This window comes from Geodermatophilus sp. SYSU D01105 (assembly GCF_054050095.1).
The window spans coordinates 88,226-111,376 of sequence record NZ_JBJGYR010000014.1 but is presented as its reverse complement, the minus strand read 5'-3'; the positions used below and the strand labels follow the sequence as shown (position 1 = coordinate 111,376).

The window sequence follows — 23,151 nt, the reverse complement described above, 5'->3', positions numbered from 1 at the left end:
CCAGCCGGTGGCGGGCCCTCGCGCGTCACCGCGGGGTGGGGAACGAGCGGTCGCCGAAGAGGACGCGGCGGGCCGCGGCCCGCCCCAGGCGCGTGCGCAGCAGCGGGAACACCGCGGCGGCCGCGGCGGGCGTGCGCACCTGGGCCAGCCCCCGCCGCAGCAGCAGCCGTCCCCGGAAGGAGGCCCGCAGCGCGGCGCCGTCGTAGCGGGCCAGCAGGTCGGGCCGGCCGGCCCGCAGGGCGTCGTCGAGGACGTCGGCGGCGTGCTCCGACAGCCGCAGGCAGGGGTCGAGACCACCGGCGGTGAGGGGGGACACCGCACCGGCCGCATCCCCGACGAGCAGGCCGTCGGCGCAGCTGATCCGGCGCAGCAGGCCGCCCACGGGGATCGGGCCGCCCCGCCGCTCCACCCGCTCGGGCCGCACGACGCCGGGCAGTCCGGGCGCGCGGGCGCCGAAGCGCTCGACGGCCCGGCGCAGCCCGTCGGGGAAGCGGTCGGCGTACCCGGCCACCCCCACGTGGGCGTGCCGCCCGTCGTTGACGACCCACGCCAGGTAGCCGGGTGCCAGCGAGGGGTCGAGCACGCAGTGGAAGGCGGGGGGCTGCTCGCCGGGCGGGACCTCGAACACCTCCTCGCCGCCGACCAGCAGGGAGGTGTTGCGGTCCAGGCCGAGGTCCCGGGCGACCCGCGAGCGGGCCCCGTCGGCGCCGACGACGAACCGCGCCCGCACCCGGGTCGGTCCCTCCGGACCGGCCAGCAGGACGGTGCCGTCCCGGCGACCGGCGCAGCGGGTGCCCAACGCCATCCGCACGCCGGCGGCGGTCGCGGCGCGCGCCGCCGCTGCGTAGAGCGGCGCCATGTCCCCCACCCGGTACTCGTCGCGCGCACTGTCCAGGGTGACCGGGCGCCGCAGCCCTGGTGGGTACAGGACGACGCGCCGGATCGGCGGCCCCAGGCACCCGGGCGGCAGGGGGAAGTCGTCGAGCGTCTTCCGGACGAAGATCCCCGTGGTGCGGACGGCGCCGGTGAGGGTGGGTCGCCGTTCGACGAGCAGCACGTCGTGACCGCGCTCGGCCAGTCGGGTGGCCGTGTGCAGCCCGGCCAGCCCGGCCCCGACGACCAGCACGTCGACGCTCTCCGCGGTGCTCACCGGTTCGCGTCGTCGCGGGTCAGCCGGGCCCAGCCGAGCAGCAGCGCGCCGCCGGCCCAGGCGAGCAGGACCGTGACCGACGACACGACCGTCATGCCCGGCACCTCCCCGAGCAGCAGGTGCGCCGCGCCGGACCCGGGCAGCACCCGGGCGAGCGCGGCCAGCCACGCGTGGCCGAACTGCGGCAGGAACAGCGGGAGGACCAGCACCAGGAGGAAGACCGTGACCAGGCCGCCCGCCGTGTTGCGCAGCAGGAAGCCCAGCCCGGCCGCCAGCGCGGTGCCGGCCGCGATGACGAACGCGACGGTGCCGAGCGCGTCGAGGCCCTCGTCGACGGGGAGGGTGAGCCCCGGGTGGGCCGCGGCGGAGGCCGCCAGGGCGGCGGCCAGCGCCAGCAGCGCGGAGAGGACCGTGGCCACGGCCACCGCCACCCCCGTGCGCGCGAGGAAGAGGACCGTGCGACGCGGCGTCCACTGCAGGGTCGGGACGATCCCGCCGGTGGCGTGGTCGGCCGTGACCGCGGTGAGCGCGAGCCCGAGGATCGCGAACTGCGCCGGCATGGCGAAGACGGTCACCGCCGACCACGCCGGCTCGCCCTGCGGCGGCACCGGGTCCCCGGCCGCGTCGAAGCCGGCGACGGCAGCCAGGCCCACGAACGCCACGGCCGCCGCCGCCACGAACCACCAGGTGGCCTGCACCGTCCACAGCCGCGTCCACTCGGCGGCGCAGGTGCGGGCGAACAGGCGCCCGGCGCGGATCCCGCCCGTGCCGGGCGTGGTCGTGGAGGCCGTCACCGTGCCGCCTCCGTCGTCCCGGCGCGTCGCTCGGAGCCGACGGCGAACTCCCCGCTCGTGCCGGTCAGCTCCAGGTAGGCCCGCTCGAGGGACTGCTCGACCTCGGCGAGGTGGTGCAGCGGGATGGAGCAGGCGTTGGCGAGCTCTCCCACCGCTCCGGCGGTGCCGTCCTCGACCAGCAGCTCGTCGGCGTCGACGCGCCGGACCGAGGAGCCGTGCTCCCGCAGCCGGGCGGCCAGCTCGTCCGCCCGCGGGCTGCGCACGCGCACCTGGCGGGACCCGAGCCCGCGCAGGATGTCCTCCGTCGCGGCGTCGGCGATCAGCCGGCCCCGGCCGATGACGACCAGCCGGTCGGCGGTCTGCTGCATCTCGCTGAGCAGGTGGCTGGACACCAGGACGGTGCGCCCCTCGCCGGCGAGCCGGCGCAGCAGCGCGCGGATCCAGCGGACGCCGTCGAGGTCGAGCCCGTTCACCGGCTCGTCGAACAGCAGCACCCGGGGGTCGGCGAGCAGCGCCGCCGCGATGCCGAGCCGCTGGCGCATGCCCAGCGAGTAGCCCCTGATCCGGCGGCGGGCCGCGCCGTCGAGGCCGACCTGCTCGATCACCTCGTCCACGCGGCGCTCCGGCAGTCCGTTGGCCCGGGCGGCCACGCGCAGGTGGTCGCGGCCGGTGCGGCCGGGGTGCACCGCGCCCGGGTCGAGCAGCGCGCCGACCTCGCGCAGCGGCTCGGCGAGCGTCGCGAACGGCCGGCCGTTGACGAGCGCCTCCCCCGAGGTGGGCCGGTCCAGGCCCAGCACCATCCGCATCGTGGTCGACTTCCCGGCGCCGTTCGGCCCGAGGAAGCCGGTGACCTTCCCCGGCGCGACGTCGAAGCTCAGGTCGTCGACGGCCAGGACGTCGCCGTAGCGCTTGGTCAGCCCGCGGACCTCGATCACCGGTGGGCCTCGGAGACGGCCTGCGGGGCGTCCTGGTCGTCGGGGACCCACTCGAGCAGGTCGCCGGGCTGGCAGTCGAGCACCCGGCACATCGCTTCCAGCGTGCTGAAGCGGACGGCCTTGGCCCGGCCGTTCTTGAGCACCGCCACGTTCGCCGGCGTGAGCCCCACCCGCTCGGCGAACTCCCCCACGCTCATCTTGCGCTTGGCCAGCTCGACGTCGATGCGCACGACGATGGGCATCAGATGACCGCTTCCATGTCGGTCCGCAGCGTCGTGGCCCGGCGCAGCAGCGCCCGCATCACGACCATGAGCAGGCCGAGGACGGCCACCCCGATCGACAGCAGGAACAGCACGAGTGGCAGGCCGGGGTCGTCGGCGTGGACGGCGACGTAGAGGTCCACGCCGAAGAGCACCACGCCCGCCGCGACGATGGCCCGCACGATGGCGTCCACCCAGCCCATGGAGGCCTCGCTGAAGATGCGGTCCTGCTCGACCAGCGTCAGCAGCTTCCAGGTGGACACGACCACCACCTGCACGCACAGCACCCAGAACACCGACACCGCCGTCAGCGGCCACCTCAGGTGGGCGAGGTCCGGCGACTCCTCGGCCATGTGCGCGAACTGCCCGGGCAGCGACACGACCTGGAAGAACACCAGGACCCCGAACAGCACGACGAGGAAGACGCGGAGGAGGGCGACGGCCCGGCGCTCGGTGACCATGCGTCGACCTTCGCTCGCTATCTATCGAAAGTCAATCGATGGATGTTGACGAACGACAGCCGCCGATCCGGTCACACCGCACAACCCGGTCACCGCGGGGCGGCGCTCGCCTCGCCCGGAGCGGGTCCTCCGGCCAGGCTGGGACCCGCGACCCGAGGAGGACCGACGATGCGCGACACCGGCTCCGTGGACGGCGGGACGGCGACCGACCTGGCCGGCCTCCGTGCCGCCACCCGCGCGCTGTGCGCGCGGTTCCCCGACGAGTACTGGCGCGAGACCGACCGGGACCGCCGCTATCCGCAGGAGTTCGTCGACACCCTGACCGCGTCCGGACTGCTCGCCGTCCTGATCCCTCCCGAGTACGGGGGCGCCGGCCTGGGCCTGACCCAGGCCTCGGTGGTCATGGAGGAGGTCAACCGGTCCGGCGGGCACTCGGCCGCCTGCCACGCCCAGATGTACACGATGGGCGCCCTCCTGCGGCACGGCAGCGACGAGCTCAAGGCCACCTACCTGCCGCTCATCGCGACGGGCGAGCTGCGACTGCAGGCCTTCTCGATCACGGAGGCCGACGCCGGGTCGGACACGACGAGCATCGCCACCACCGCCACCCGCGACGGGGACGACTACGTCCTCACCGGGCACAAGAACTGGACCAGCCGCATCGAGCAGTCCGACCTCGCGCTCGTCCTCGCCCGCACCAGCGAGAAGGCCGCCGACCGGACCCGCGGGCTGACCCTCTTCCTCGTCGACCTGCGGCGGGTGCGCGCCGAGCAGCCCGACGCCCTCGAGGTCGTGCCGGTGCGCACGATGTTCAACTACGCCACCAACGAGGTCTCCTACCGGGGCGTGCGCGTCCCGGCCGACCACGTCGTCGGCGAGGTCGGCGCCGGCTTCCGCCACGTCGTCGACGGCTGGAACGCCGAGCGCATCCTGCTCGCCGCCGAGGCCATCGGCGACGGCTACTGGTTCGTCGAGCGGGCCGTCGCCTACGCCACCGAGCGGCGGGTGTTCGGCCGCCCGATCGGCGCGAACCAGGGCGTCGCCTTCCCCCTCGCCGACGCGTACATGGAGGTGCGCGCCGCCGACCTCATGCGGTACGAGGCGGCCCGGCTGTTCGACGCGGGCGAGCCGTGCGGCGCCGAGGCCAACATGGCCAAGCACCTGGCCTCCGAGGCCAGCTGGGCCGCCGGCAACGCGGCGCTGGACACCCACGGCGGCAACGGGTTCGTCGACCGGTACGACGTCGAGCGGAAGTTCCGCGAGACCCGCATCTACCAGGTGGCCCCGGTCAACAACAACCTGGTCAAGGCCTTCGTCGCCACCAAGGTGCTCGGGCTCCCCCGGTCCTACTGAGCACGTCCGCTCGGGGGCCGCCCTCCTGCCGGCGCGGTCGTCTCTGCCTCCTGGGGCCGCGGGGGCCCGGGGACCGCCACTGCCGCGGCGACGACCCCGAGCGCCGTGCCGATCACGTCGGTCACCACCTCCGGCCGGGAGACCATGACCACGTGCGAGGCCTCGAGTGACCCGCCGCAGGTGCGCCCGGACGGCGTGGCCGGCAGGCGGTGCACTGTCGGCGTTCGTCGGCGCACTCGTCCTGTCGTCCCTGCCGTTCTGGTGGCTGCTCGGTGAGGTGCGGCTGACCGGGCTGGGGCTGCTCCTGCCGGCGAGCGCGCTCGCGGTCGTCTGCCCCGCGCTGGTCGCGACGGCGCTCGCGGCCGCCGAGGGCGGCCGCGCGGAGGTCGCGACGCTGTGGCGCCGATCGGTCGACGTCCCCGCCGCGCGGCACGCCGGCCGGTCCGCCGCCGCCGTGCCCGTCGTCCCGGCGCTCGTCCTGCTCGCGGCGCTGCTCGACCACGGGTGGCCGCTCCCGCCGTCGCCGGTGGCGCCGGCCGCCGTGCCCGTCCTCGCCCTGGCCTACCTGGCCGCGGCGCTGGCCGAGGAGGTCGGCTGGACGGCGTACCTGACCGACCGGCTGCTCCCCCGCCTGGGCACTGCCGGCACCGGGCTCCTCCTCGGTGCCCCCTGGGCGGCCTGGCACCTGGTGCCCTACCTGCAGGCCGGCCGGGACACCGGGTGGATCGCCTGGCAGTGCCTGGCGACGGTGGCCGCCCGGGTCCTCGTCGTCGAGGTCCACGCCCGCTCCGGCCGCTGCGTGCCCCTCGCGGTCGCCCTGCACGCCGCCCTCAACCTCGCCACCGCGGCACTGCCCGGAGGCGGCGCCGACCTCGACCCCGCACCCGTCACCCTCGTCCTGACCGTCGCCGCCGCGCTCGCCGGGCAGCACCGCACCGCGCGCGTCCGGGGCGTGGTGCGACGGTTGGCGGCCCAACGCTTGGGCCACCACCGGCCCTAGGCTGGACCGGTGACGACCAGCCACACACCCCCGGTCCCGCCCGGGTCAGGAGACGTGCTCGCCCTGGACCGGCAGGTGTGCTTCGCCCTCTCGGTGGCCGCTCGCAACGTGGTCGCCGTCTACCGACCGGTGCTGGAGCCACTGGGCCTGACCCACCCGCAGTACCTGGTGATGCTGGCGCTGTGGCAGCACGGGACGTTGTCGGTCAAGGCGCTCTCCGGCCTGCTGCAGCTGGACCCGGGCACGCTCTCGCCCCTGCTCAAGCGGCTGGAGGCGGCCGGTCTGCTGCGCCGGGAACGGGATCCCAGGGACCAGCGCAACCTGGCACTGGCGCTGACCGACGAGGGCGCGGCGCTGCGCGAGCGAGCGGAGCAGATCCCCGCGGGCATCGTCGAGCGCCTGGGCATGCCGGTCGAGCAGCTGATGAGCCTGCACGAGGCGCTCACCCAGGTGATCGCCGCGTCCCAGCAGGCCCTGGACCACCGCGCCACCGCCGACGGCGCCGGGCCGGAGGCCACGGTCGCCTGACCGCTGGCCGCCGGCTGTGAGGCTGCTGACATTTGGCACCCCAACCGTTGGCGTCCCAGCGATCTGCGGGACGATGGACGCGGAACCGTCGCCGGGGCAGGAGCACACGAGCGTCATGGCAGAGCACGATCCGACCGAGCCGGTCATCCGGCCCGCTCCGCACCGCTGGCTGTGGTACGCCTTCGGTGGCGGACTACCCGCTCGCCACCGCGGCTGGGTGCTGTTCGACACCACCACCGGCACCTGGGGCCTGCGGCACGTGGCCCGCATGCTCGTCCAGATGTCGATCCCGATCGCGCTGATCATGGTCTTCCTGCCCGCCCCGCTGGGGCTGCGGGCGGCGGTGGCCGGCGGCGGGGTCTTCCTCGGGCTCATCTACTCGCTGGCCTACATGCCCGAGACCACGGAGAACCGGGTCGTCAAGGCCGGCTACCCGGCCGGCACGGCCACCGCCCACCGCGAGCGCGCCGCCCACCAGCGCGACCTGCGGGACAGCGAGCGGCGCCGGGCCGCCAACGCCAGGCGCGCCGCCCGCTACCGCGACCGCACGGGTCGCTGACCCGCCGGCCCCGGACGCCGATCGGCACCGCCCCGGACGGGAACGGTGCCGATCGCGGACGCGCCCGCTGCCGCGGTCTCAGCGGCGCTTCTCGGTCACCCAGAGCATGAGGCCCAGCAGGACCACCAGGCCCACGACGACGATCACGGCCACCAACAGCAGGTCCATTCCCCCTCCGATCTCCTTGGTGGGAACGACGGCCGACCGATGCGCTGCACCGGTCGGTCCGGTCGTCACGACGGCGCTGCACGCGCCCGTGCGAGTGGTCAGCGGATCGGGCGTCGGCCTGTTGGCGACGCCCGGCGGACCTCCCCACCACCGCACCGGACCGGGCGGGGTCGCCCCACCCCCGGCGCTCGAGCGAGCGCGGGGGGCGGATCGCCTCGACGGCGGGGGTGACGGGGAAGGCCACGGTCGGGGACGGTAGGCAGCCCCGGAGACGACCGGAACGGACGCCGGGACACTTTGCTGAACGATTACCTCCCGCCCCGGACCCACGGTGCCGGCGCAGCAGCGGCACGGGTCCGGCGACCGCGCGCGAGGCGACGCAGGCGCCGAGGGGGCGTCGTGGACCGGCGGAGGCGGCGGACGCCGACGACCGTCCGCCGACCCGCGCCCGGTCTGCCCCTCCCCGGCGCTGCCGGCGCGGCCGTGTTGGCAGCATCGCCGCCATGACCGTCGCCCGCTCCCTGCTGCTGTTCGCCCTCGCCGCGCTGGCGGAGATCGGCGGCGCGTGGCTGGTCTGGCAGGGGGTGCGCGAGCAGCGGGGCTGGGTGTGGGCGGGACTGGGCGTCATCGCGCTCGGGGTCTACGGGTTCGTCGCGACCCTGCAGCCCGACGCGCACTTCGGGCGCATCCTCGCCGCCTACGGCGGGGTGTTCGTCGCCGGGTCGCTGGCCTGGGGCGTGCTCGTGGACGGCTTCCGTCCGGACCGGTGGGACCTCACCGGCGCCGTGATCTGCCTGATCGGCGTCGCCGTGATCATGTACGCGCCCCGGTCGTAGGGATCCGGCCGGCGGCACCGTCGTCGGAGCGCCCGGCCGCACGGGTAGGTCGTGCCCAGCACCGACAGCGACCCGTCGACGGGGGCCTGCACCGAGCGGGGGGTGGCGCCGTAGACCACCTCGAAGACCTGCCGGATGGCGATGCCGATGCCCCGGGTGACCAGCATCCCGGCCAGGCCGTCGGTGATGCGGCCGAGCCGGCCGCGCTCGAGGAGGTACAGCAGCGGGGTGACCACGACCAGGCCGACCGCGACGCGCAGCCAGAACGGCAGCGCGGCGGTGGCGATCATGGCGTAGGCGCCGATCGCCGCGAGGTCCCCGACGGCCAGGTCGACGATCCGGCTGACCCCGAAGACCAGGGCCAGCGACAGCGCGAGCAGCGCGTACAGCCCGAACTGGGTGAGGCCCGACAGCAGGACCTCGATCAGGACGTTCACGCCGCCTCCCGCCGCCACACGGCGGGCCGCCACCACCGGTCAGGGCCCGCCACTGTCAGGGCGAGGACCACACCAGACCGGGCGCAGGCGCAGTGGTCGCTCAGAGCACTGCAGTCGTCCCCGAGGGAACTGTTCGGCCTCCGGCGGTGCGGCCCCCGCGCGGGGAGCCGCCCTCAGGAACGCGCGGGGAAGGTGGTGAGGCGGACGGTCTCGGGCAGCGCCCGGAGCGCGGCGAGCAGGGCCGGGGGCAGGTCGCCGTTGACGTCGGTGACCACGTAGCCGAGCTCACCGCGGGTGGCCAGCACCTGGCCGTCCACGTTGAGCCCGTGCTCGCCGACCAGCGCGTCGACCCCGGCCAGGACGCCGGGCACGTTGCGGTGCAGCAGGGCGAACCGGGCCGCGGACGACCCGTGCAGCGCCACCGCGGGCAGGTTGACGCTCAGCGTCGTCGTCCCGGTGCGGCTGTAGTCGGCCAGCTTGCCGGCGACGAACCGCCCGATGTCGTACTGGGCCTCCTGGGTGGACCCGCCGACGTGCGGGGTGAGGATCACGTTGGGCAGCCCGCGCAGCACCGAGTCGAACGGGTCGCCCTGCTCGCGGGGCTCGTCAGGGAAGACGTCGACCGCCGCGCCGGCGATGTGGCCGCTCTCGATGTGGTCGCGCAGCGCCTCGTGGTCGACGACGAAGCCGCGGGAGAGGTTGAGGAACAGGCTGCGCCGGCGCATCCGGGCGAACTGCTCGGCGCCGAACAGCCCCGCGTTGCCGGCCCGCCCGTCGACGTGCAGCGTCACCGTCTCGGCGCGCTCCAGGAGCTCCTCCAGGCTGCCGCAGGCCTGCGCGTTGCCCAGCGCGAGCTTGTCCTCCAGGTCGTAGAACAGCACCCGCATGCCCAGCGCCTCGGCCAGCACCGACAGCTGGCTGCCGATGTTGCCGTACCCGACGATGCCCAGCGTCCGCCCGCGGATCTCGTGGCTGCCCTTGGCCGACTTGTCCCAGACCCCGGCGTGCAGGGCGCGGTCCCGGTCGCTCAGCCGCCGGGCCAGGCTGATGATCTCGGCGATCGCCAGCTCCACGACGCTGCGGGTGTTGGAGTACGGCGCGTTGAACACCGCCACCCCGGCACCGGCCGCCGCGGCCAGGTCGATCTGGTTGGTGCCGATGCAGAACGCGCCGACCGCCGTCAACCCCGGGTGGCCCACCACGACCGCCTCGGTCACCTGCGTCTTCGACCGGATGCCCAGCAGGTCGACGCCGTCGAGCGCGGCGACCAGGTCGGCCTCGTCCAGCGCTCCCCGCAGCGACTCCACCTCGTAGCCCGCCGAGGACAGCAGCTCCACGGCCACCGGGTCGATGTTCTCCAGCAGCAGAGCTCTGGGCATGTCGGGCAGTCCCCCTCGAGAAGCGTGGTGCCGCCGATCCTCCCAGCACCGGCGGGAGCGCCCGCCGGGGGCGGCAGGGCGACCAGCGCCCCCGGGACGGCGGGGGTCCGTGCCGGGACGGCGGACGACCTCCGGGACCGGGGTGGGCGGACCACCCCGGTCCCGGAGGTCGTCGGGTCGACCGGGTGCGTGCCCGTCAGGCGAAGGCGGGCACGACCTGCTCGATGAACAGCGCGAGGGACTTCCTCTTCTCCTCGTGCGGCAGGCTGTTGTCGCACCAGAAGCTGAACTCGTCGACGCCGAGCTCCTGGTAGTGGCGGATGCGCTCGATGACCTCGTCCGGGGTCCCGATCATCGCCGTCCGGTGGAGGGACTCGAGCTCGAACTCCGGCCGCCCCTGGAACTTCTCCTCGGGGCTGGGGTCCAGGAAGCCGTTGACCGGCGCGGTCTTGTTGCCGAACCAGGCGTCGAAGGTCCGGTAGAAGCGCGAGATCGCCTCCGCGGCCGGCCGCCAGCCCTCGGGCTCGTCGGCGGGGTGGACGTGGGTGTGGCGCAGGACCATCAGCTGCGGGCGAGGGACCTCGGGGTGGTTGGCCACGGCCTTCTCGAACTTCCGCGTCAGGTCGAGCACCTCCTCGTCGCCCTTCATCAACGGGGTGACCATGACGTTGCAGCCGGTCCGGACGGCGAAGTCGTGCGAGTCGGGGTCGCGCGCCGCGACCCACATCGGCGGCATCGGCTGCTGGACCGGCTTGGGCACGCTGGTCGACGTGGGGAACTGCCAGATCTCGCCGTCGTGGGCGTAGTCGCCCTGCCACAGCTGCCGCACCGCCGGCACGAGCTCGCGCAGGTGCGCACCGCCACCGGAGGCGGGGATGCCGCCGGCCATCCGGTCGAACTCGAACTGGTAGGCGCCGCGGGCCAGGCCCACCTCCATCCGTCCGTTGCTGATCACGTCGAGCAGGGCGCACTCGCCGGCGACCCGGATCGGGTTCCAGAAGGGGGCGATGATCGTGCCCGCCCCCAGCCGGATGGTCGACGTCCGCGCGGCCAGGTAGGCCAGCTGCGGCATCGGACTCGGGGAGATCGTGTACTCCATCGAGTGGTGCTCGCCGATCCAGACCGTGCTGAAGCCACCGGCCTCGGCCATCAGGGTCAGCTCGGTCAGGTCCTCGAACAGCTGCCGGTGACTGACCTGCTCGTCCCAGCGCTCCATGTGCACGAACAGAGAGAACTTCACTTCGACTCCTCGTCTCCTGGTGGGTGGTCCGGGCGGTGCTCAGGGCGACGGTGAGGACCGCGCCGCGGCGTCCATCTCGCTGAGGGTCACGTCGCCGGTGGCCCAGTGGTCGCGCGGGACCTCGCGGACGATCACCCGGATGTGGTCCGACCGGGCGCCCACGGTCCGCGCCACGGCCTCGTGCACCTCGTGGATCAGGGCGCGGACCTGGTCGGGGCTCCGGCCGGCGCCCAGCGTCACCTCGATCAACGGCACCGTCAGCTCCGCATGACGAACGGGTCGGCCACCGGCTCCTCGCTGGTGTTGACCCAGACGCTCTTGAGCCGGGTGTACTCCCTGATCGTCTCGGTCCCGTGCTCGACGCCGACGCCGCTGTTCTTGAAGCCCTGGCGCGGCGACATCGGGGACATGGCCCGGTAGGTGTTGACCCAGATGGTCCCGGCCTCCAGGCGCGAGGCCATCCGGTGCGCCCGGGACAGGTCCGAGGTCCAGACCCCGGCCGCGAGCCCGTACTCGGTGTCGTTGGCCAGGCGGACGACCTCGTCCTCGCTCTCGAACGGCATGACCGCCGCCACCGGGCCGAAGATCTCCTCGCGGACGACCCGCATGGAGTTGTCCACGTCGACCAGCACGGTCGGCTCGTAGAACCAGCCACCGAGGCCGCCGTCCGTGGGACGCCCTCCGGTCAGGACCCGGGCGCCCTCGCTGCGGCCCAGGTCCACGTACCCGGCGACCTTGTCCCGCTGGTCGGCGAAGGCCAGCGGACCGAGCTCGGTGGTGTCCTCGAGCGGGTCGCCGATCCGGATGCTGCGCGCCCGCTCGGTGACGCGCTCGAGCAGCTCGTCGTAGACCGCCCGGTGCGCGAAGACCCGGCTGCCGGCGATGCACGTCTGCCCGGCCGCGGCGAAGATGCCGGCCACGACGCCCATCGCCGCGTTCGAGACGTTGGCGTCCTCGAAGACGATGTTGGGCGACTTCCCGCCCAGCTCCAGGGTGGAGCCGACGAAGCGTGACGCCGTGCTCGCGGCGATCCGCGCCCCGGTGCCGGTGCTGCCGGTGAACGAGATCTTGGCGAGGTCGGGGTGGTCGACCAGTGCCTGGCCCGCCTCCGGACCGAAGCCGGTCACCACGTTGACCGCACCGGGCGGGAAGCCCGCCTCGACGACGAGCTCGGCGAGCCTGAGCACGGTCGCCGAGGTGTACTCCGACGGCTTGACCACGACGGTGTTGCCGGCGCACAGCGCGGGGGCCAGTTTGCTGGTGGTCAGGGTCAGCGGCGAGTTCCACGGGGTGATCGCACCGACGACGCCCAGCGGCTCGCGGGTGGTGTAGTTCAGGACCCGCCGGTCCGAGGTCGGGATGACGTCGCCCTGGATCTTGTCGGCCAGGCCGGCGTAGTACCAGTAGTACTCCGGGAGGGTGGCCAGCTGCGCCCGCATCTCGCGCAGCAGCTTGCCGTTGTCCTCGGTCTCCATCCGCGCCAGCTCGTCGGCGTGCTCCCCGATCAGGTCCCCGAGCCGGCGCAGCAGGTGGCCGCGCCGGGTCTGGCTGAGGTCCCGCCAGCGGGGGTCCTCGAACGTCGCCCGGGCGGCGTGGACCGCCCGCGCCACGTCGGCGGCGTCACCGCGCGCCGCGGTGTACAGGGGCGTGCGGGTGGCGGGGTTGGTGCTCTCGAAGTACTCGCCGGCGGAGGGGGCCACCCACTCGCCACCGATGTGGTGCTCGTACTGCTTGAGGTCAGACATGAGCCCTCTCTCCGATGAAGGTGGTCAGGCAGGTGACCAGGTCCTGCGGGCGCTCGACGGGGAGCATGTGGCGTGCGCCGGGGACGACGACGGCCCGGCAGTCCGGGATCGCGGCGGCCAGCCGGGCGGTCATCTCGGGGGTGGACCCGGGGTCGTGCTCGCCGGTGACGGCGAGCGCGGGCACCGTGATCCGCGGCAGCTCGGGGGCGATCTCGGCGTCGCCGGTGGCGAACACCCGGTAGCAGGCCAGGTAGGACGGGACGTCGTTGGCCAGCAGCGTCGTCTCGGTCCGGCGCACCGTCTCCGCGTCCACGGAGGTCCCGGCGTACCAGCGCTGCAGGGAGGCCGTCACGCTGGCGGGGAAGTCCGCGGCGGCGGTGGCCAGGCGGCTCAGGACGGCGGCCCGCTCCGCCTCCGTGCGCCGGCACACCGAGCTCACGGAGGTCAGCGTGGCCACCAGGTCGGGGCGGTGGCGCGCCAGGTGCTGGGCCACCAGCGCGCCCAGGGAGAAGCCGACCAGGTGCGAACCGGGCGGCACCGAGGCGGCGACCTCGTCGGCGAGGTCAGCGAGCGTGACGCCGTCCGGAGCCGGTCGTTGCCGACCGTGCCCGGGCAGGTCCGGCGCCAGGACCTCGACGTCGTCCGGCAGCAGGGCCCTGACCGGCGCCCACATGGTGGAGTCCAGACCCACCCCGTGCAGCAGGACCATCGTGGGCTCGGGCATGGCCGCGGCTCACTGCTCGGTCGACAGGGCGGCCAGGCGCTGCTGCGGCCGGCCCTGTGCGGCGGCGGCGAGGGCGACCACGAGCTCGCCCGGGTGGGGCGCGTCGGCGATCCGGACCTCGATCGTCTGGTGGTGCGACCGGATGGTGGCGTCGGTGACGTGCTTGAGGGGGATGTCGAAGACGACCCCCGCGGGGCCGCGCTTCTCGACCGCCGGCAGCAGCGTGGTGGCGTTGGCCGCCTTCCGGAAGTGGTCCCCGAACTTCAGGGTGTGGATCAGCGCGGACCCGTGCTCGATCTCCCCGTCGAGCCCGACGATGCCCGCCTTGCCGTAGGCCTCGGCCGGCGCGCCCAGGGCCTCCAGCACCTGCGGTGCCAGCAGGGCACCCAGCGCGGAGGCGTTCTGCTCGATGCCGGGCTGGAGGTCCTCGACGAAGCCCTGGCCGGCCCAGGGGTTCTCGATGACGGCGGCGACGACGGCGACCCGAGCCGCGGGGGTGACCTCACGGCCGCCCTCGGCGCAGACCTCCTCGACGACGGTCACGATCTTGCGCACCTTCATGTCAGCGGACTCCCAGGTTCTCGGCGGTGACGACGGGGTCGGTGGCGCGGTCCCCGATGCGGGCGTGCGGGCGGGGACCAGTGGAGGCGGCCGCGATGACCACCAGCTCGTCGGCCCGCGGGGCGTCGGGCACGCGGGCGGTCACGGTCTGGTAGTGACTGCGGGTCGCCGCGTGCGTCTTGTGCCACATGGGCACGACCAGCGCCTCCCCCGCGTCGGCGCGGGTGTCGGCGAAGCAGATGATCGACTCGCCCTCGAGGAAGTCGCGCACCAGGTTGCCGAAGTACGGCGTGTGGATGAGCGCCCCGGCGTGCTCGACCTCCCCGGCGGTCCCGACCACGGCGGCCTTGCCGAAGGCCTCGATCCGGTCGACCCCACCGAGGGCCGCGATCAGCCGGTCGGTCAGCACCCGGGCGAGCACCGGGGCGATCTCGGCCACCTCCGGGGACAGGTCGGTGTCCGGGCCGGTGCCGACCCAGGGGTTGGCCAGGACGGCGGCAGCCGTGGCGCGCTGCGCCGGCCGGGCCGGCTCGCGGCCGTTCTCGGACAGGACGGTCTCGCGGTAGAGCACGACCTTCCGGATGCCGGCGCGGACCAGGCTGCCCGCCCGGTCCTCGGCCGCCTCCACGGGAGGGTCGGGGACGACGGGCGCCCCCGGGAGGTGGTGCTCGCGGCGCCGGGGGCCGATGGTGGCCACCCCGCCGCTGACGGCTTCTTGCATGCCAGAGACGGTAGGCCGCTGGTGTACCACGGGTCAAGAGCGCCCCTGACTCCCGCGCGGAACGGTGCGGCAACGAGCCGGACACACCCGGTGCAGAGAATGGCCGGCTAGCCCGCCAACCTGCGGTTTCCCCGCAACGACGGGCTCGCCGCCATGGCCGGGCCCGGGCCGGCCCCGATGACGCGCCGACGGACCATTGACATGCAAGATGTGACCGCTCTAACGTCTGCTGGCATACCAGGGACGGCTGACGAGGCGTCGTTCCCGCACCCAAGGAGCCCCATGTCCAGTCACCTCGGGGAGCGCGTGCCCCAGCACGTGTCCGCCCCCGCGCCTGAGCCGGACCTCTCCACGATGCCGGTCGACGGCCAGCCCGACCCCGCCGACAAGGGGAGGCTCGGCTCGGTCTTCTGGACCTCGGTCGGGATCTCCGCGGTCTTCGTGGCGTGGGGGGCGCTGTTCACCGACAACCTGGCCACGGTCACGACGTCCTCGCTGAACTGGCTGACGTCGACCTTCGGGTGGACCTACCTGGTGGTGACGCTGGGACTGCTCGTGTTCCTCGTCTTCCTGGCCTTCAGCCCCGCCGGCGACGTGCGCCTGGGCAAGGACACCGACCGCCCCGAGTTCTCCACCCCCGCCTGGTTCGCGATGATCCTCAGTGCGGTCATGGGGATCGGCCTGATCTCCTACGGCGTCGCCGAGCCGATCTCGCACTTCGCCGCGCCGCCGCACGACCTCGCGCAGCCGGGGACGCCGGAGGCCGCCATCCGGGCGCTGCAGTACTCCTACTTCGACTGGGGTCTGCAGGCGTGGGCGATCTTCGCCGTCTTCGGTCTCGCGATCGCCTACAGCACCTACCGCAAGGGCCGCCGCACGCTGGTCAGCCAGCTGTTCGTCCCGCTGCTCGGTGACCGGGTCAACGGCCCCATCGGCAAGGCGATCGACGTCCTCGCCGTGTTCGCCACGCTCTTCGGCACGACGACGTCCCTGGGCCTGGGCGCGCTCCAGGTGAACAACGGCCTCGGCTCGCTGTTCGGCGTCCCGGTCACCTCGGTGACCCAGGTGCTGATCATCGCGGCGGTGACCGCGGTCTTCACGCTCTCGGCCGTGACCGGCGTCAGCAAGGGCATCAAGTACCTCAGCCAGGGCAGCGCCGCGCTGGCCATCGCGCTGTTCGTCTTCATCCTGGTGGTCGGCCCGGCGGTCTTCGTCGCCAACCTCTACGTCGAGTCCATCGGCATGTGGCTCACCGACTTCTTCCGCATGAGCCTGCAGGGCACCGCCTTCGGCGGGCTGGAGTGGATGCAGTGGTGGACCTACTTCATGATGGCCTGGTGGGTCTCCTGGGGGGCCTTCGTCGGGGTCTTCCTGGCCCGGATCTCCCGGGGGCGGACCATCCGCGGCTTCATCACCGGCGTGCTCGTCGTCCCCAGCGTCGTGTTCTTCACCTGGTTCACCGTCTTCGGCGGGACCGCCATCCACGTCGACATGTTCGAGGGCGGCGACATCGCCGCGCAGACGACGGCGGACATCAACAGCGCGTTCTTCGCGACGCTCGACCACTTCCCGCTGGCCACCGTGACCTCGGTCGTCGCGATCATCCTCGTGGTGATGTTCTTCGTCTCCGGGGCGGACGCGAACACCTACGTCCTCAGCATGCTGACCTCGGGCGGGTCGCTGAACCCGCGGCGCTCGGTGCTCGTCCTCTGGGGGACCCTCACCGGCGTCACCGCGATCGTCCTGATGCTGGGCGGCGGACTCAACGCCCTGCAGAACACGGTCATCGTGACCTCGGCGCCGTTCCTGGTCATCATCGCCGGCCTGGCGGTGGCCTTCTGGAAGGAGCTCACCAACGACCGGCGCGCGGCCGCGGCAGCCCTCGCCGCCGCCTCTGCCCCCGTCCCGCACCCCCGCTCGGGCGCCGGGACGGCGGAGGCCGCGCCCGAGTCGCGGACCGAGGGACACCGCGAGGACTGAGCGGCTCCGCCACTCCCCCGCACGACACCCCCGAGAGGAGACCACCATGTCCGACGCGGACACCCGCCGGAAGCTGATCGCGGACGCCTGGGCCGCAGCCTGGGACCACGGGGACGTCGACGCCCTGGACGAGGTGCTCAGCCCCGCCTACCGGCGGCGCACCTCCGCCGCCGAGGAGGGTCTGGACCTGCCCGGGTTCAAGGCGTCCATCACCGCCACCCGCGCGGCCTTCCCGGACCTGACCACGACGATCGACGAGATCCTCGTCGACGGCGACCGTGCCGCGGTGCGCTGGCACAGCTCGGGACGCCACGACCGCCCGTTCCTCGGGGTGCCGCCGACCCACCGTCAGGTCGAGGTCAGCGGCGCGACCTTCGCCCGCTTCGACGGCGACCGGGTCGTCGAGGAGTTCGTCACCTGGGACCCCCGCGCCCTGCTGTCCGCGCTGGGCATCATCACCGTCGGGCAGGACGGCTGATGGGCCCGGCGAGCACGAGAGGAGACCTCCCCATGACCGGCACGCCCACGGCCCTGGAGCCCGACCTGATGAAGCAGGTGAACCGGCGCTTCGTCACCGGTGTCACCGTGGTGACCGCGATGGACGGCGACGTCCCGAAGGGGCTGGCGGTCAACGCGTTCGCCAGCGTCTCCCTCGAGCCCCCGACGGTGATGGTCTGCGTGCAGCGCACCTCCTCCACGCACGACTGCCTGTTCCGGGCCGACCACCTCGCCATCAACATCCTGTCGACCGACCAGCTCGACGTCGTGCAGCGCTTCGCGACGAAGTCGGCCGACAAGTTCGCCGGGCTCGACTGGCGGCCCGGCCCCTTCGGGAGCCCCTTCCTCGACCGCAGCAGCGCGCAGATGGAGGTGCAGATCCGCGAGCGGCTGCAGGCGAGCACCCACACGGTGTTCATCTGCCGCGTGGTCGAGGCGACGGTCACCGAACGCAACCCGATGGTGTACTCCGCGGGACGGTTCTTCGACAGCGGAGAGCTGACCCCACTGGGATGACGAGGACAGTCGGGCGGGGAAGGGAACTCATGAGCCAGGGGCTGACGAGCAACGGCAACGGCAACGGCACCGGCCTGAACATGCAGGGCCGGGTGATCGCCGAGATGCGACGACGCATCATCAACGGCGAGATCGGGGCCGACGTCAACCTCTCGGAGCTCACGCTCGCGGAGGAGTTCGGCGTCAGCCGCACCCCCGTCCGCGAGGCGCTCAAGCAGTTGCAGACCGAGGGGCTGGTCGAGATCCGTCCCCGCGTCGGGACCTTCGTGACCACGCCGTCCCGCCGCGAGATCACCGAGCTGTTCGAGATGAAGGAGCTGCTCGAGGGTGCGGCGGCGCGGCTCCTGGCCCAGCGGGGACGCGTGCCCGAGCTCGACCGTCTCGAGGAGAACCTCCGCGAGGAGGACGCCGCGGTCGCGCGGGACGACAAGGTCCGCTACGCCCAGCTGGTGCAGGAGTTCCACGACCTCCTGATCGTCGGCGCGGACAACACCAAGCTCGAGGCCCACTACCGGATCCTCATGAACCAGCTCGCCTACTCCCGTCTGGTCACCACCTCGCTGAGCCAGCCCGGTCGCCCCGCCCAGTCCGACCAGGAGCACCACCGGGTGGTCGAGCTGATCACGGCCAAGGACGGTGACAGCGCCGAGCGGGTCATGCGGGAGCACGTCCGGGCCAGTCGGCAGGCGGTGCTCGCGGGTCTGCCGACCCTGCGGTGAGCTGAGCGGCGCGGACCGGCGCAGGCCCGCCGCCCCCCCACCCCGACCGCTCGATCGACGGGTCCACCCCCGCCGGGCCGACGTCCGCCCCGGCGCCCTCCCGATCCCCTGGAGCACGGCCATGACCGACCGACTCGTCCCCCACCGGGAGCAGACGTGGACACGATGACGGCACACGCAGGCGTGGCACCGGTGACGCCGGGGCCGGTGGTGCGCGGCGAGCGGCCCTGCGGTGCCGACCCGCTCGCCGCCCGCACCCCCCGCCCGGGACAGCGCGACCCGATCGAGCGGGTGCGCGCGGCGCTGTCCGACGTCGCCGCCGGCCGCCCGGTGGTCCTCGTCGACGGTGCGGACGGGGGTGACCTCGTGGTCGCCTCCGACCTGGCCACCCCCGAGGTGGTGTCGTTCGTGGTCCGGCACACGGCGGGCTTCGTCTGCGTCGCCGTGCCCGAGGACGACGCCGACCGGCTCGACCTCCCGCTCATGGTCGGGTCCGACCGCGGACGTCCGGGGGCGGCGCAGTGCGTGGCGGTGGACGGCGCCGGAGGCGGCACCGGCATCTCGGCCACCGACCGGGCGAGGACCATCCGGCTGCTGGCGAGCCCGGACACGGTCCCGTCGGACCTGGTGCGTCCGGGCCACGTCGTCCCGCTGCGGGTCGGGGCGGGCGGCCTGCTCGCTTCCCCCGGTCGCGCGGAGGCCGCGGCCGACCTCGCCGGCCTCGCCGGGCTGCAGCCCTCCGGCGCGCTCTGCGCGCTGGTCAGCACCAGCGATCCCACGAGGATGGCCCGCGGCCCGGAGCTGGACGCCTTCGCCCGGGCGCACGGTCTGTGCCTGGTCTCCATCAGCGACCTGGTCGCGTACCGCATGCGGTTCGAGGCGCTCGTCGAGCGGGGCGCGCAGGCGACCCTGCCGCTGCCCGCCGGCGGCTTCACGGCCGTCGGCTACCGCAGCCGCGTCGATGGCGCCGAGCACCTGGCGCTGGTCCACGGGGACGTCGGCGGCGACGACGTCGCGGTGCACGTGCACCGCGAGTGCCTCGTGGGCGACACGCTGGGCTCGTCCTCCTGCGGCTGCGGCGCGCACCTCCGGTCCGCGCTGGGCCACGTCGCGGACGTGGGCCGCGGGGTCGTGGTCTACCTCCGCAGCGGTCCGGGGGGTGCGGGCCCGCTCCGGGACCTCCTCCCCTGGCAGCCGGACCCCGGCGGCCGCCGGGCAGGCGTGGCCGACGGCCCAGCCCGCGACCGCGGCGTCGCGGCCCAGATCCTGCGCGACCTGGGGGTGCGCGACGCCCGGCTGCTGGACGACCTCGTCGCCCGGGGGTGCGCGGCGCCGGGTCGGTGAGCCCGGCGCGACGTCCGCCGGCTGGTGACGAGGACGACGCCTCGGCGTCCTGCCGGCTCCCCTCACGGGAGTCGTGGGTCGACGTGGACCTTGGGACCGGGCCCGGCCCCCTCCGGCCGCTCGCCGGCGAGCACGGCCCCGACCCGGTCCAGGCCCACGGTGGCCGCCACCAGCGGCCGCGGGTCGACCTCCCCGGCGGCGTAGGCGGCGATGGTGGCCTCCAGGCCCGGTGAGGCGGAGAGGATCCCGATGGCCGTGACGTCCCCGAGGACCAGGGCCCGCGTGTCCACGGTGCTCGGGGCGCTCGCCAGGCCGATGTAGACGACGCGGCCGCCCGGTTCGACCCGGTCGAGGGCCAGGGCCGGGAGGCCGGCGGCGGTGGAGGCGTCGACGACGGCGTCGAACGGCAGGTGCGGCAGGGTCTCCGCGGTCCAGGTGTGTGCGAAGCCGAGCGTGCGGGCGAAGGCCAGCGACGCCGGATCGACCCCCATCAGGTGCACCTCGGCCCCGGCGGCGCGCAGGAACATGGCGACCAGCAGGCCGATCGACCCGGGCCCCAGGACCAGCGCGCGGTCGCCGGGTCCCGCTCCGGCCGCCCGGGCGGCGCGCAGGGCGTTGCCCCCGGGCTCGACGAGCGCCCCCAGCGCCGGGTCCACCGAGTCGGGCAGGGCGTGCAGCGACCAGGCCGGCACGGCGATCTGCTCGGCCAGCGCGCCGGGCCGCCCGCCGCGGATCCCGACCTCCTGCCGGTGCTCGCAGACGTGCTGGTGCCCCCGACGGCAGCGACGACAGGTGCCGTCCCCGAGCATCGTGTCGCCCATGACCCGCCGGCCCACCCAGGCCGCGTCCACGCCCTCCCCGACGGCCGTGACACGGCCACACCACTCGTGCCCGAGGCGCACGGGGTAGGCGGCGTGCCCCGAGTGCAGGTAGGTCATCTCCCCGGTCCAGAACTCCGCGTCGGTGCCGCAGAGGCCGACCCGCTCGACCTCGACCACCACCTCCCCCGGCACGGCCACCGGGACCGGCACCTCCTGCACCACGCTCTCGCCGGGCCCGGTCAGGACGGAGGCGCGCATCGTGGCCGCGCTCATCGCGACGCTCGGACGTGCTGCCGAGGGGAGCCGCTGCCGACGGGGCCGCCGCCCGGCCCGGACGGGAGGACCGGGGACGGGCAGTGCAGGCCGGGTGGCGGGTCGACGCTCATGGCCTGGAATGGTGCCGGGTCGCCGTCCGGACGCCACGACCACGCCGCGCGCACGCGCGCGGGTGCATCCTGAGCCCGGCCCGGACCCCGGAGAGCGGCTCCCACCGACCGCCGGTCCGCTCCCGGGGTGGACCGGGCGACGGGAGCCGGGAGGGAGATGTCGATGAGCGCGTCGGCTGAGGGACGCACGCGGGGGGCCGGGCGCTGGCTCCCCGGGCTCGCGGTCGGCTGCGTGGCCGCCCTCGCGGTGGCCGCGTGCGGCGGCGACGACGAGGCGGGCGGCGCCGCAGGCGGGGACTCCCCCACCGCGGTGACGGTGGGCTACTTCCCGCTGGTGCACACGGCGACGGCGGTCCAGGCGGAGGAGACCGGCGCCTTCGACGACGCCGGCCTCGACGTCACGCTGGAGCAGACCTCCGGGGGCGCCCAGGCGATCCCCTCCCTCGTCGCCGGCGAGTACGACATCACCTACGGCAACTACACCTCGGCGCTGCTGGCGGCCCAGCAGGGCCTGCCGATCCGGGTCATCGCCGGCAACGACGTGGGCGCCGACGACCACGCGATCATGGTGGCGCCCGACTCGCCGTACCAGTCCCCCGCGGACCTCGCCGGCGCCCGGATCGCCGTCAACAACCTGCAGAACGTCGGCACCGTCGCCGTCAACGCCGTGCTGGAGGACGCGGGGGTGGACATCTCGACCATCCAGTTCGTCGAGCTGCCCCTGCCGGACATGGCCCCGGCCCTCGACGCCGGGGACGTCGACGCCATCTGGCAGGTCGAGCCGTTCCAGGCCGCGGCCAAGGCCAGCGGCGCGCGCGTGCTGTTCCCGCTGTTCAGCGGCCCGGTGGAGGGCATGCCGGTCGCCGGGTGGCTGACCACCGAGCAGTACGCGCAGGAGAACCCCGAGGTCGTCGAGGCCTTCCGCCGGGCGATGACGGCATCGATGGAGGAGCTCACCGACAACCGGGAACGGCTGGTGGAGCTCGTGCCCACCTACACCCAGGTGCCGGCCGAGACGGTGCAGCAGGTCGCCCTGCCGGCCTGGGACGCCGAGGTGGACGTCGCCCAGCTGCAGGAGATGTCGGACCTCATGCTCGAGTACGGGATCATCAGCGAGGAGTTCGACGTCCGGACGATGGTCGTCGACTGACGCGCCGGCGGGCCCACGACAGATGCCGTGGGCCCGCCCCCGTCGTCGGTCAGGCGGGGAACGACGACCGCGCGTGGTACCCGTGGTCGGCGAGCAGGGAGACCCCGTTGACCGCCACCGACCGGGGCGACGCGAGGCTCAGCACGAGCCAGGCGATGTCCTCGGGGGCACTGACCGGGTAACCGACGTCCGCGAACGACTCCATGCCCATGCCGTCCCGCGCCATGGGCGTGTCGACGATGGACGGGCAGACGCTGTTGACCCGGATCCCGAACGGTTCGTGCAGCTCGACCGACAGCGCTCGGGTCAGCTGCGCGACGGCGCCCTTCGACGCGTTGTAGGCGAGCATCCCCGGGACGGCGACGAACCCGGAGTCGCTGCCGATCAGCGTGCACGTCGGATGGGTACCGGACTTCAGGTACGGCAACGCCGTCTTCGCGAGCAGGAACGGGCCGACGACGTTGACCTTCTGGACCTCGAGGAACTCGTCGGCCGGCACCTGGTCGACGGCGTCCCCGAGCGTGCCCGCGATGCCGGCGCTGCTGACCACGTGGTCCAGGCCGTCGAGGTGCCCGGCGACCTCCTCGACCGCCGCACGCAGCGAGTCCTCGTCCCCCACGTCCCCCGCCGCTCCGACGACCGTGGCGTCCGGGTGCGCCGACCGGAGCCGGTCGAGAGCGGCGGAGAGCCGGTCGACGCTGCGACCGATGATGCCCACCGCCGCGCCCTCCTCGAGGAAGGCCTCGGCGACGGCGAGCCCGATGCCCGACGTCCCCCCGGTGACGAGCACCCTGCTGCCCTCGAACCCGAGACTGACCATGCTGTTCTCCTCCCGATCACGGTGGGTGGCAGTGGGGCCGGCTGCCGCCCGGACCTGCGCAGGGCC

Annotated in this window: 25 protein-coding genes and 1 pseudogene; 11 read left to right on the top strand and 15 right to left on the bottom strand. The window is 74.1% G+C overall.

All coding sequences use genetic code 11. The annotated features are described in order from the left end of the window. Nucleotides 1–25 precede the first annotated feature (25 nt). Genes ACI79I_RS14990 through ACI79I_RS14970 form a run of 5 tightly spaced genes read right to left on the bottom strand, consistent with a single transcriptional unit; the run spans nt 26 to nt 3,600 of the window. A complete protein-coding gene (locus tag ACI79I_RS14990) occupies nt 26–1,150 on the bottom strand; it encodes an NAD(P)/FAD-dependent oxidoreductase (RefSeq protein WP_456993105.1) in 1,125 nt (374 codons plus the stop codon). Then, nucleotides 1,147–1,944: a hypothetical protein gene (locus tag ACI79I_RS14985; protein ID WP_456993104.1), complete on the bottom strand. Its 798-nt coding sequence runs from the start codon at nt 1,942–1,944 to the stop codon at nt 1,147–1,149. The genes ACI79I_RS14990 and ACI79I_RS14985 overlap by 4 nt, the downstream gene beginning before the upstream one ends. Then, complete coding sequence (locus ACI79I_RS14980) at nt 1,941–2,879, bottom strand: ABC transporter ATP-binding protein (RefSeq protein WP_456993103.1); 939 nt, start codon at nt 2,877–2,879, stop codon at nt 1,941–1,943. Before ACI79I_RS14980 ends, ACI79I_RS14985 begins: the two co-directional genes overlap by 4 nt. Next, entirely contained in the window at nt 2,876–3,121 is a 246-nt protein-coding gene (locus ACI79I_RS14975) for a helix-turn-helix domain-containing protein (protein ID WP_456993102.1), read from the bottom strand. The genes ACI79I_RS14980 and ACI79I_RS14975 overlap by 4 nt, the downstream gene beginning before the upstream one ends. Beyond that, entirely contained in the window at nt 3,121–3,600 is a 480-nt protein-coding gene (locus tag ACI79I_RS14970) for a DUF2975 domain-containing protein (protein ID WP_456993101.1), read from the bottom strand. Before ACI79I_RS14970 ends, ACI79I_RS14975 begins: the two co-directional genes overlap by 1 nt. A 168-nt stretch (nt 3,601–3,768) precedes the next feature. Between ACI79I_RS14970 and ACI79I_RS14965 the strand changes: the two genes are divergently transcribed. From ACI79I_RS14965 to ACI79I_RS14945, 5 genes are all read left to right on the top strand, one after another. Then, complete coding sequence (locus ACI79I_RS14965; RefSeq protein ID WP_456993100.1) at nt 3,769–4,953, top strand: acyl-CoA dehydrogenase family protein; 1,185 nt, start codon at nt 3,769–3,771, stop codon at nt 4,951–4,953. Between the two features lie 166 nt (nt 4,954–5,119). Next, on the top strand, nt 5,120–5,953 hold the full coding sequence (locus tag ACI79I_RS14960) for a CPBP family glutamic-type intramembrane protease (RefSeq protein WP_456993099.1): 834 nt from the start codon (nt 5,120–5,122) through the stop codon (nt 5,951–5,953). A gap of 9 nt (nt 5,954–5,962) precedes the next feature. Continuing rightward, nucleotides 5,963–6,481, top strand: a complete 519-nt coding sequence (locus tag ACI79I_RS14955) for a MarR family winged helix-turn-helix transcriptional regulator (RefSeq protein WP_456993098.1) — start codon at nt 5,963–5,965, stop codon at nt 6,479–6,481. A 115-nt stretch (nt 6,482–6,596) separates the two neighbouring features. Further along, complete coding sequence (locus tag ACI79I_RS14950; RefSeq protein ID WP_456993097.1) at nt 6,597–7,040, top strand: DUF5313 family protein; 444 nt, start codon at nt 6,597–6,599, stop codon at nt 7,038–7,040. Between the two features lie 671 nt (nt 7,041–7,711). After that, nucleotides 7,712–8,044, top strand: a complete 333-nt coding sequence (locus ACI79I_RS14945) for a YnfA family protein (RefSeq protein WP_456993096.1) — start codon at nt 7,712–7,714, stop codon at nt 8,042–8,044. A gap of 242 nt (nt 8,045–8,286) precedes the next feature. Here ACI79I_RS14945 and ACI79I_RS14940 read toward each other — a convergent pair. The 8 genes and pseudogenes from ACI79I_RS14940 to ACI79I_RS14905 form a co-directional block, all read right to left on the bottom strand. Further along, nucleotides 8,287–8,481: pseudogene (locus tag ACI79I_RS14940) on the bottom strand (ABC transporter permease subunit); the annotation flags it as partial. 173 nt (nt 8,482–8,654) lie between these two features. Continuing rightward, nucleotides 8,655–9,860: a phosphoglycerate dehydrogenase gene (serA, locus tag ACI79I_RS14935; protein ID WP_456993095.1), complete on the bottom strand. Its 1,206-nt coding sequence runs from the start codon at nt 9,858–9,860 to the stop codon at nt 8,655–8,657. Nucleotides 9,861–10,056: 196 nt separating this feature from the next. Continuing rightward, nucleotides 10,057–11,100 (bottom strand): LLM class flavin-dependent oxidoreductase, encoded by a 1,044-nt coding sequence (locus tag ACI79I_RS14930; protein ID WP_456993094.1) that lies wholly within the window; start codon nt 11,098–11,100, stop codon nt 10,057–10,059. 39 nt (nt 11,101–11,139) lie between these two features. Next, complete coding sequence (locus ACI79I_RS14925) at nt 11,140–11,355, bottom strand: 2-hydroxymuconate tautomerase (protein ID WP_456993093.1); 216 nt, start codon at nt 11,353–11,355, stop codon at nt 11,140–11,142. Between the two features lie 2 nt (nt 11,356–11,357). Beyond that, entirely contained in the window at nt 11,358–12,845 is a 1,488-nt protein-coding gene (locus ACI79I_RS14920) for an aldehyde dehydrogenase (RefSeq protein ID WP_456993092.1), read from the bottom strand. Next, nucleotides 12,838–13,569 (bottom strand): alpha/beta fold hydrolase, encoded by a 732-nt coding sequence (locus tag ACI79I_RS14915; protein WP_456993091.1) that lies wholly within the window; start codon nt 13,567–13,569, stop codon nt 12,838–12,840. The genes ACI79I_RS14920 and ACI79I_RS14915 overlap by 8 nt, the downstream gene beginning before the upstream one ends. A gap of 9 nt (nt 13,570–13,578) precedes the next feature. Continuing rightward, the gene (locus ACI79I_RS14910; RefSeq protein ID WP_456993090.1) at nt 13,579–14,130 is read right to left on the bottom strand and encodes an amino acid synthesis family protein; all 552 of its coding nucleotides are present in this window, start codon (nt 14,128–14,130) and stop codon (nt 13,579–13,581) included. Between the two features lies 1 nt (nt 14,131). Further along, nucleotides 14,132–14,851 carry an amino acid synthesis family protein gene (locus tag ACI79I_RS14905; protein WP_456993089.1) on the bottom strand — a complete coding sequence of 240 codons (720 nt, stop codon included), beginning with the start codon at nt 14,849–14,851 and terminating at the stop codon, nt 14,132–14,134. Between the two features lie 282 nt (nt 14,852–15,133). Between ACI79I_RS14905 and ACI79I_RS14900 the strand changes: the two genes are divergently transcribed. The 5 genes from ACI79I_RS14900 to ACI79I_RS14880 all read left to right on the top strand — a co-directional run bounded on the left by ACI79I_RS14900 (nt 15,134) and on the right by ACI79I_RS14880 (nt 19,908). Continuing rightward, nucleotides 15,134–16,831, top strand: coding sequence for a BCCT family transporter (locus tag ACI79I_RS14900; RefSeq protein ID WP_456993088.1), 1,698 nt, complete (start codon nt 15,134–15,136; stop codon nt 16,829–16,831). Nucleotides 16,832–16,877: 46 nt separating this feature from the next. Further along, nucleotides 16,878–17,309, top strand: coding sequence for an ester cyclase (locus ACI79I_RS14895; protein WP_456993087.1), 432 nt, complete (start codon nt 16,878–16,880; stop codon nt 17,307–17,309). Between the two features lie 32 nt (nt 17,310–17,341). Then, nucleotides 17,342–17,845 carry a flavin reductase family protein gene (locus ACI79I_RS14890; RefSeq protein ID WP_456993086.1) on the top strand — a complete coding sequence of 168 codons (504 nt, stop codon included), beginning with the start codon at nt 17,342–17,344 and terminating at the stop codon, nt 17,843–17,845. Nucleotides 17,846–17,874: 29 nt separating this feature from the next. Continuing rightward, the gene (locus ACI79I_RS14885) at nt 17,875–18,564 is read left to right on the top strand and encodes a GntR family transcriptional regulator (protein WP_456993085.1); all 690 of its coding nucleotides are present in this window, start codon (nt 17,875–17,877) and stop codon (nt 18,562–18,564) included. Nucleotides 18,565–18,729: 165 nt separating this feature from the next. Then, nucleotides 18,730–19,908 (top strand): 3,4-dihydroxy-2-butanone-4-phosphate synthase, encoded by a 1,179-nt coding sequence (locus tag ACI79I_RS14880; RefSeq protein ID WP_456993084.1) that lies wholly within the window; start codon nt 18,730–18,732, stop codon nt 19,906–19,908. A 62-nt stretch (nt 19,909–19,970) separates the two neighbouring features. Here ACI79I_RS14880 and ACI79I_RS14875 read toward each other — a convergent pair whose 3' ends face one another. Further along, nucleotides 19,971–20,987, bottom strand: coding sequence for a zinc-dependent alcohol dehydrogenase (locus ACI79I_RS14875; RefSeq protein ID WP_456993083.1), 1,017 nt, complete (start codon nt 20,985–20,987; stop codon nt 19,971–19,973). A gap of 291 nt (nt 20,988–21,278) precedes the next feature. On the opposite strand from ACI79I_RS14875, the gene ACI79I_RS14870 reads away from it, so the two are divergent. Continuing rightward, a complete protein-coding gene (locus ACI79I_RS14870; protein WP_456993082.1) occupies nt 21,279–22,265 on the top strand; it encodes an ABC transporter substrate-binding protein in 987 nt (328 codons plus the stop codon). A 49-nt stretch (nt 22,266–22,314) separates the two neighbouring features. Here ACI79I_RS14870 and ACI79I_RS14865 read toward each other — a convergent pair whose 3' ends face one another. Beyond that, complete coding sequence (locus ACI79I_RS14865) at nt 22,315–23,085, bottom strand: SDR family NAD(P)-dependent oxidoreductase (RefSeq protein ID WP_456993081.1); 771 nt, start codon at nt 23,083–23,085, stop codon at nt 22,315–22,317. Nucleotides 23,086–23,151 lie beyond the last annotated feature (66 nt).

What these genes read in the sequence shown, in the direction of transcription:
- ACI79I_RS14920 (WP_456993092.1), bottom strand. Translation starts at nt 12,845, where the DNA reads ATGTCTGACCTCAAGCAGTACGAGCACCACATCGGTGGCGAGTGGGTG.
- ACI79I_RS14910 (WP_456993090.1), bottom strand. Translation starts at nt 14,130, where the DNA reads ATGAAGGTGCGCAAGATCGTGACCGTCGTCGAGGAGGTCTGCGCCGAG.
- ACI79I_RS14905 (WP_456993089.1), bottom strand. Translation starts at nt 14,851, where the DNA reads ATGCAAGAAGCCGTCAGCGGCGGGGTGGCCACCATCGGCCCCCGGCGC.
- serA (WP_456993095.1), bottom strand. Translation starts at nt 9,860, where the DNA reads ATGCCCAGAGCTCTGCTGCTGGAGAACATCGACCCGGTGGCCGTGGAG.
- ACI79I_RS14895 (WP_456993087.1), top strand. Translation starts at nt 16,878, where the DNA reads ATGTCCGACGCGGACACCCGCCGGAAGCTGATCGCGGACGCCTGGGCC.
- ACI79I_RS14875 (WP_456993083.1), bottom strand. Translation starts at nt 20,987, where the DNA reads ATGCGCGCCTCCGTCCTGACCGGGCCCGGCGAGAGCGTGGTGCAGGAG.
- ACI79I_RS14965 (WP_456993100.1), top strand. Translation starts at nt 3,769, where the DNA reads ATGCGCGACACCGGCTCCGTGGACGGCGGGACGGCGACCGACCTGGCC.
- ACI79I_RS14950 (WP_456993097.1), top strand. Translation starts at nt 6,597, where the DNA reads ATGGCAGAGCACGATCCGACCGAGCCGGTCATCCGGCCCGCTCCGCAC.
- ACI79I_RS14890 (WP_456993086.1), top strand. Translation starts at nt 17,342, where the DNA reads ATGACCGGCACGCCCACGGCCCTGGAGCCCGACCTGATGAAGCAGGTG.
- ACI79I_RS14880 (WP_456993084.1), top strand. Translation starts at nt 18,730, where the DNA reads ATGACGGCACACGCAGGCGTGGCACCGGTGACGCCGGGGCCGGTGGTG.
- ACI79I_RS14865 (WP_456993081.1), bottom strand. Translation starts at nt 23,085, where the DNA reads ATGGTCAGTCTCGGGTTCGAGGGCAGCAGGGTGCTCGTCACCGGGGGG.
- ACI79I_RS14900 (WP_456993088.1), top strand. Translation starts at nt 15,134, where the DNA reads ATGTCCAGTCACCTCGGGGAGCGCGTGCCCCAGCACGTGTCCGCCCCC.
- ACI79I_RS14915 (WP_456993091.1), bottom strand. Translation starts at nt 13,569, where the DNA reads ATGCCCGAGCCCACGATGGTCCTGCTGCACGGGGTGGGTCTGGACTCC.
- ACI79I_RS14870 (WP_456993082.1), top strand. Translation starts at nt 21,279, where the DNA reads ATGAGCGCGTCGGCTGAGGGACGCACGCGGGGGGCCGGGCGCTGGCTC.
- ACI79I_RS14945 (WP_456993096.1), top strand. Translation starts at nt 7,712, where the DNA reads ATGACCGTCGCCCGCTCCCTGCTGCTGTTCGCCCTCGCCGCGCTGGCG.
- ACI79I_RS14975 (WP_456993102.1), bottom strand. Translation starts at nt 3,121, where the DNA reads ATGCCCATCGTCGTGCGCATCGACGTCGAGCTGGCCAAGCGCAAGATG.
- ACI79I_RS14970 (WP_456993101.1), bottom strand. Translation starts at nt 3,600, where the DNA reads ATGGTCACCGAGCGCCGGGCCGTCGCCCTCCTCCGCGTCTTCCTCGTC.
- ACI79I_RS14885 (WP_456993085.1), top strand. Translation starts at nt 17,875, where the DNA reads ATGAGCCAGGGGCTGACGAGCAACGGCAACGGCAACGGCACCGGCCTG.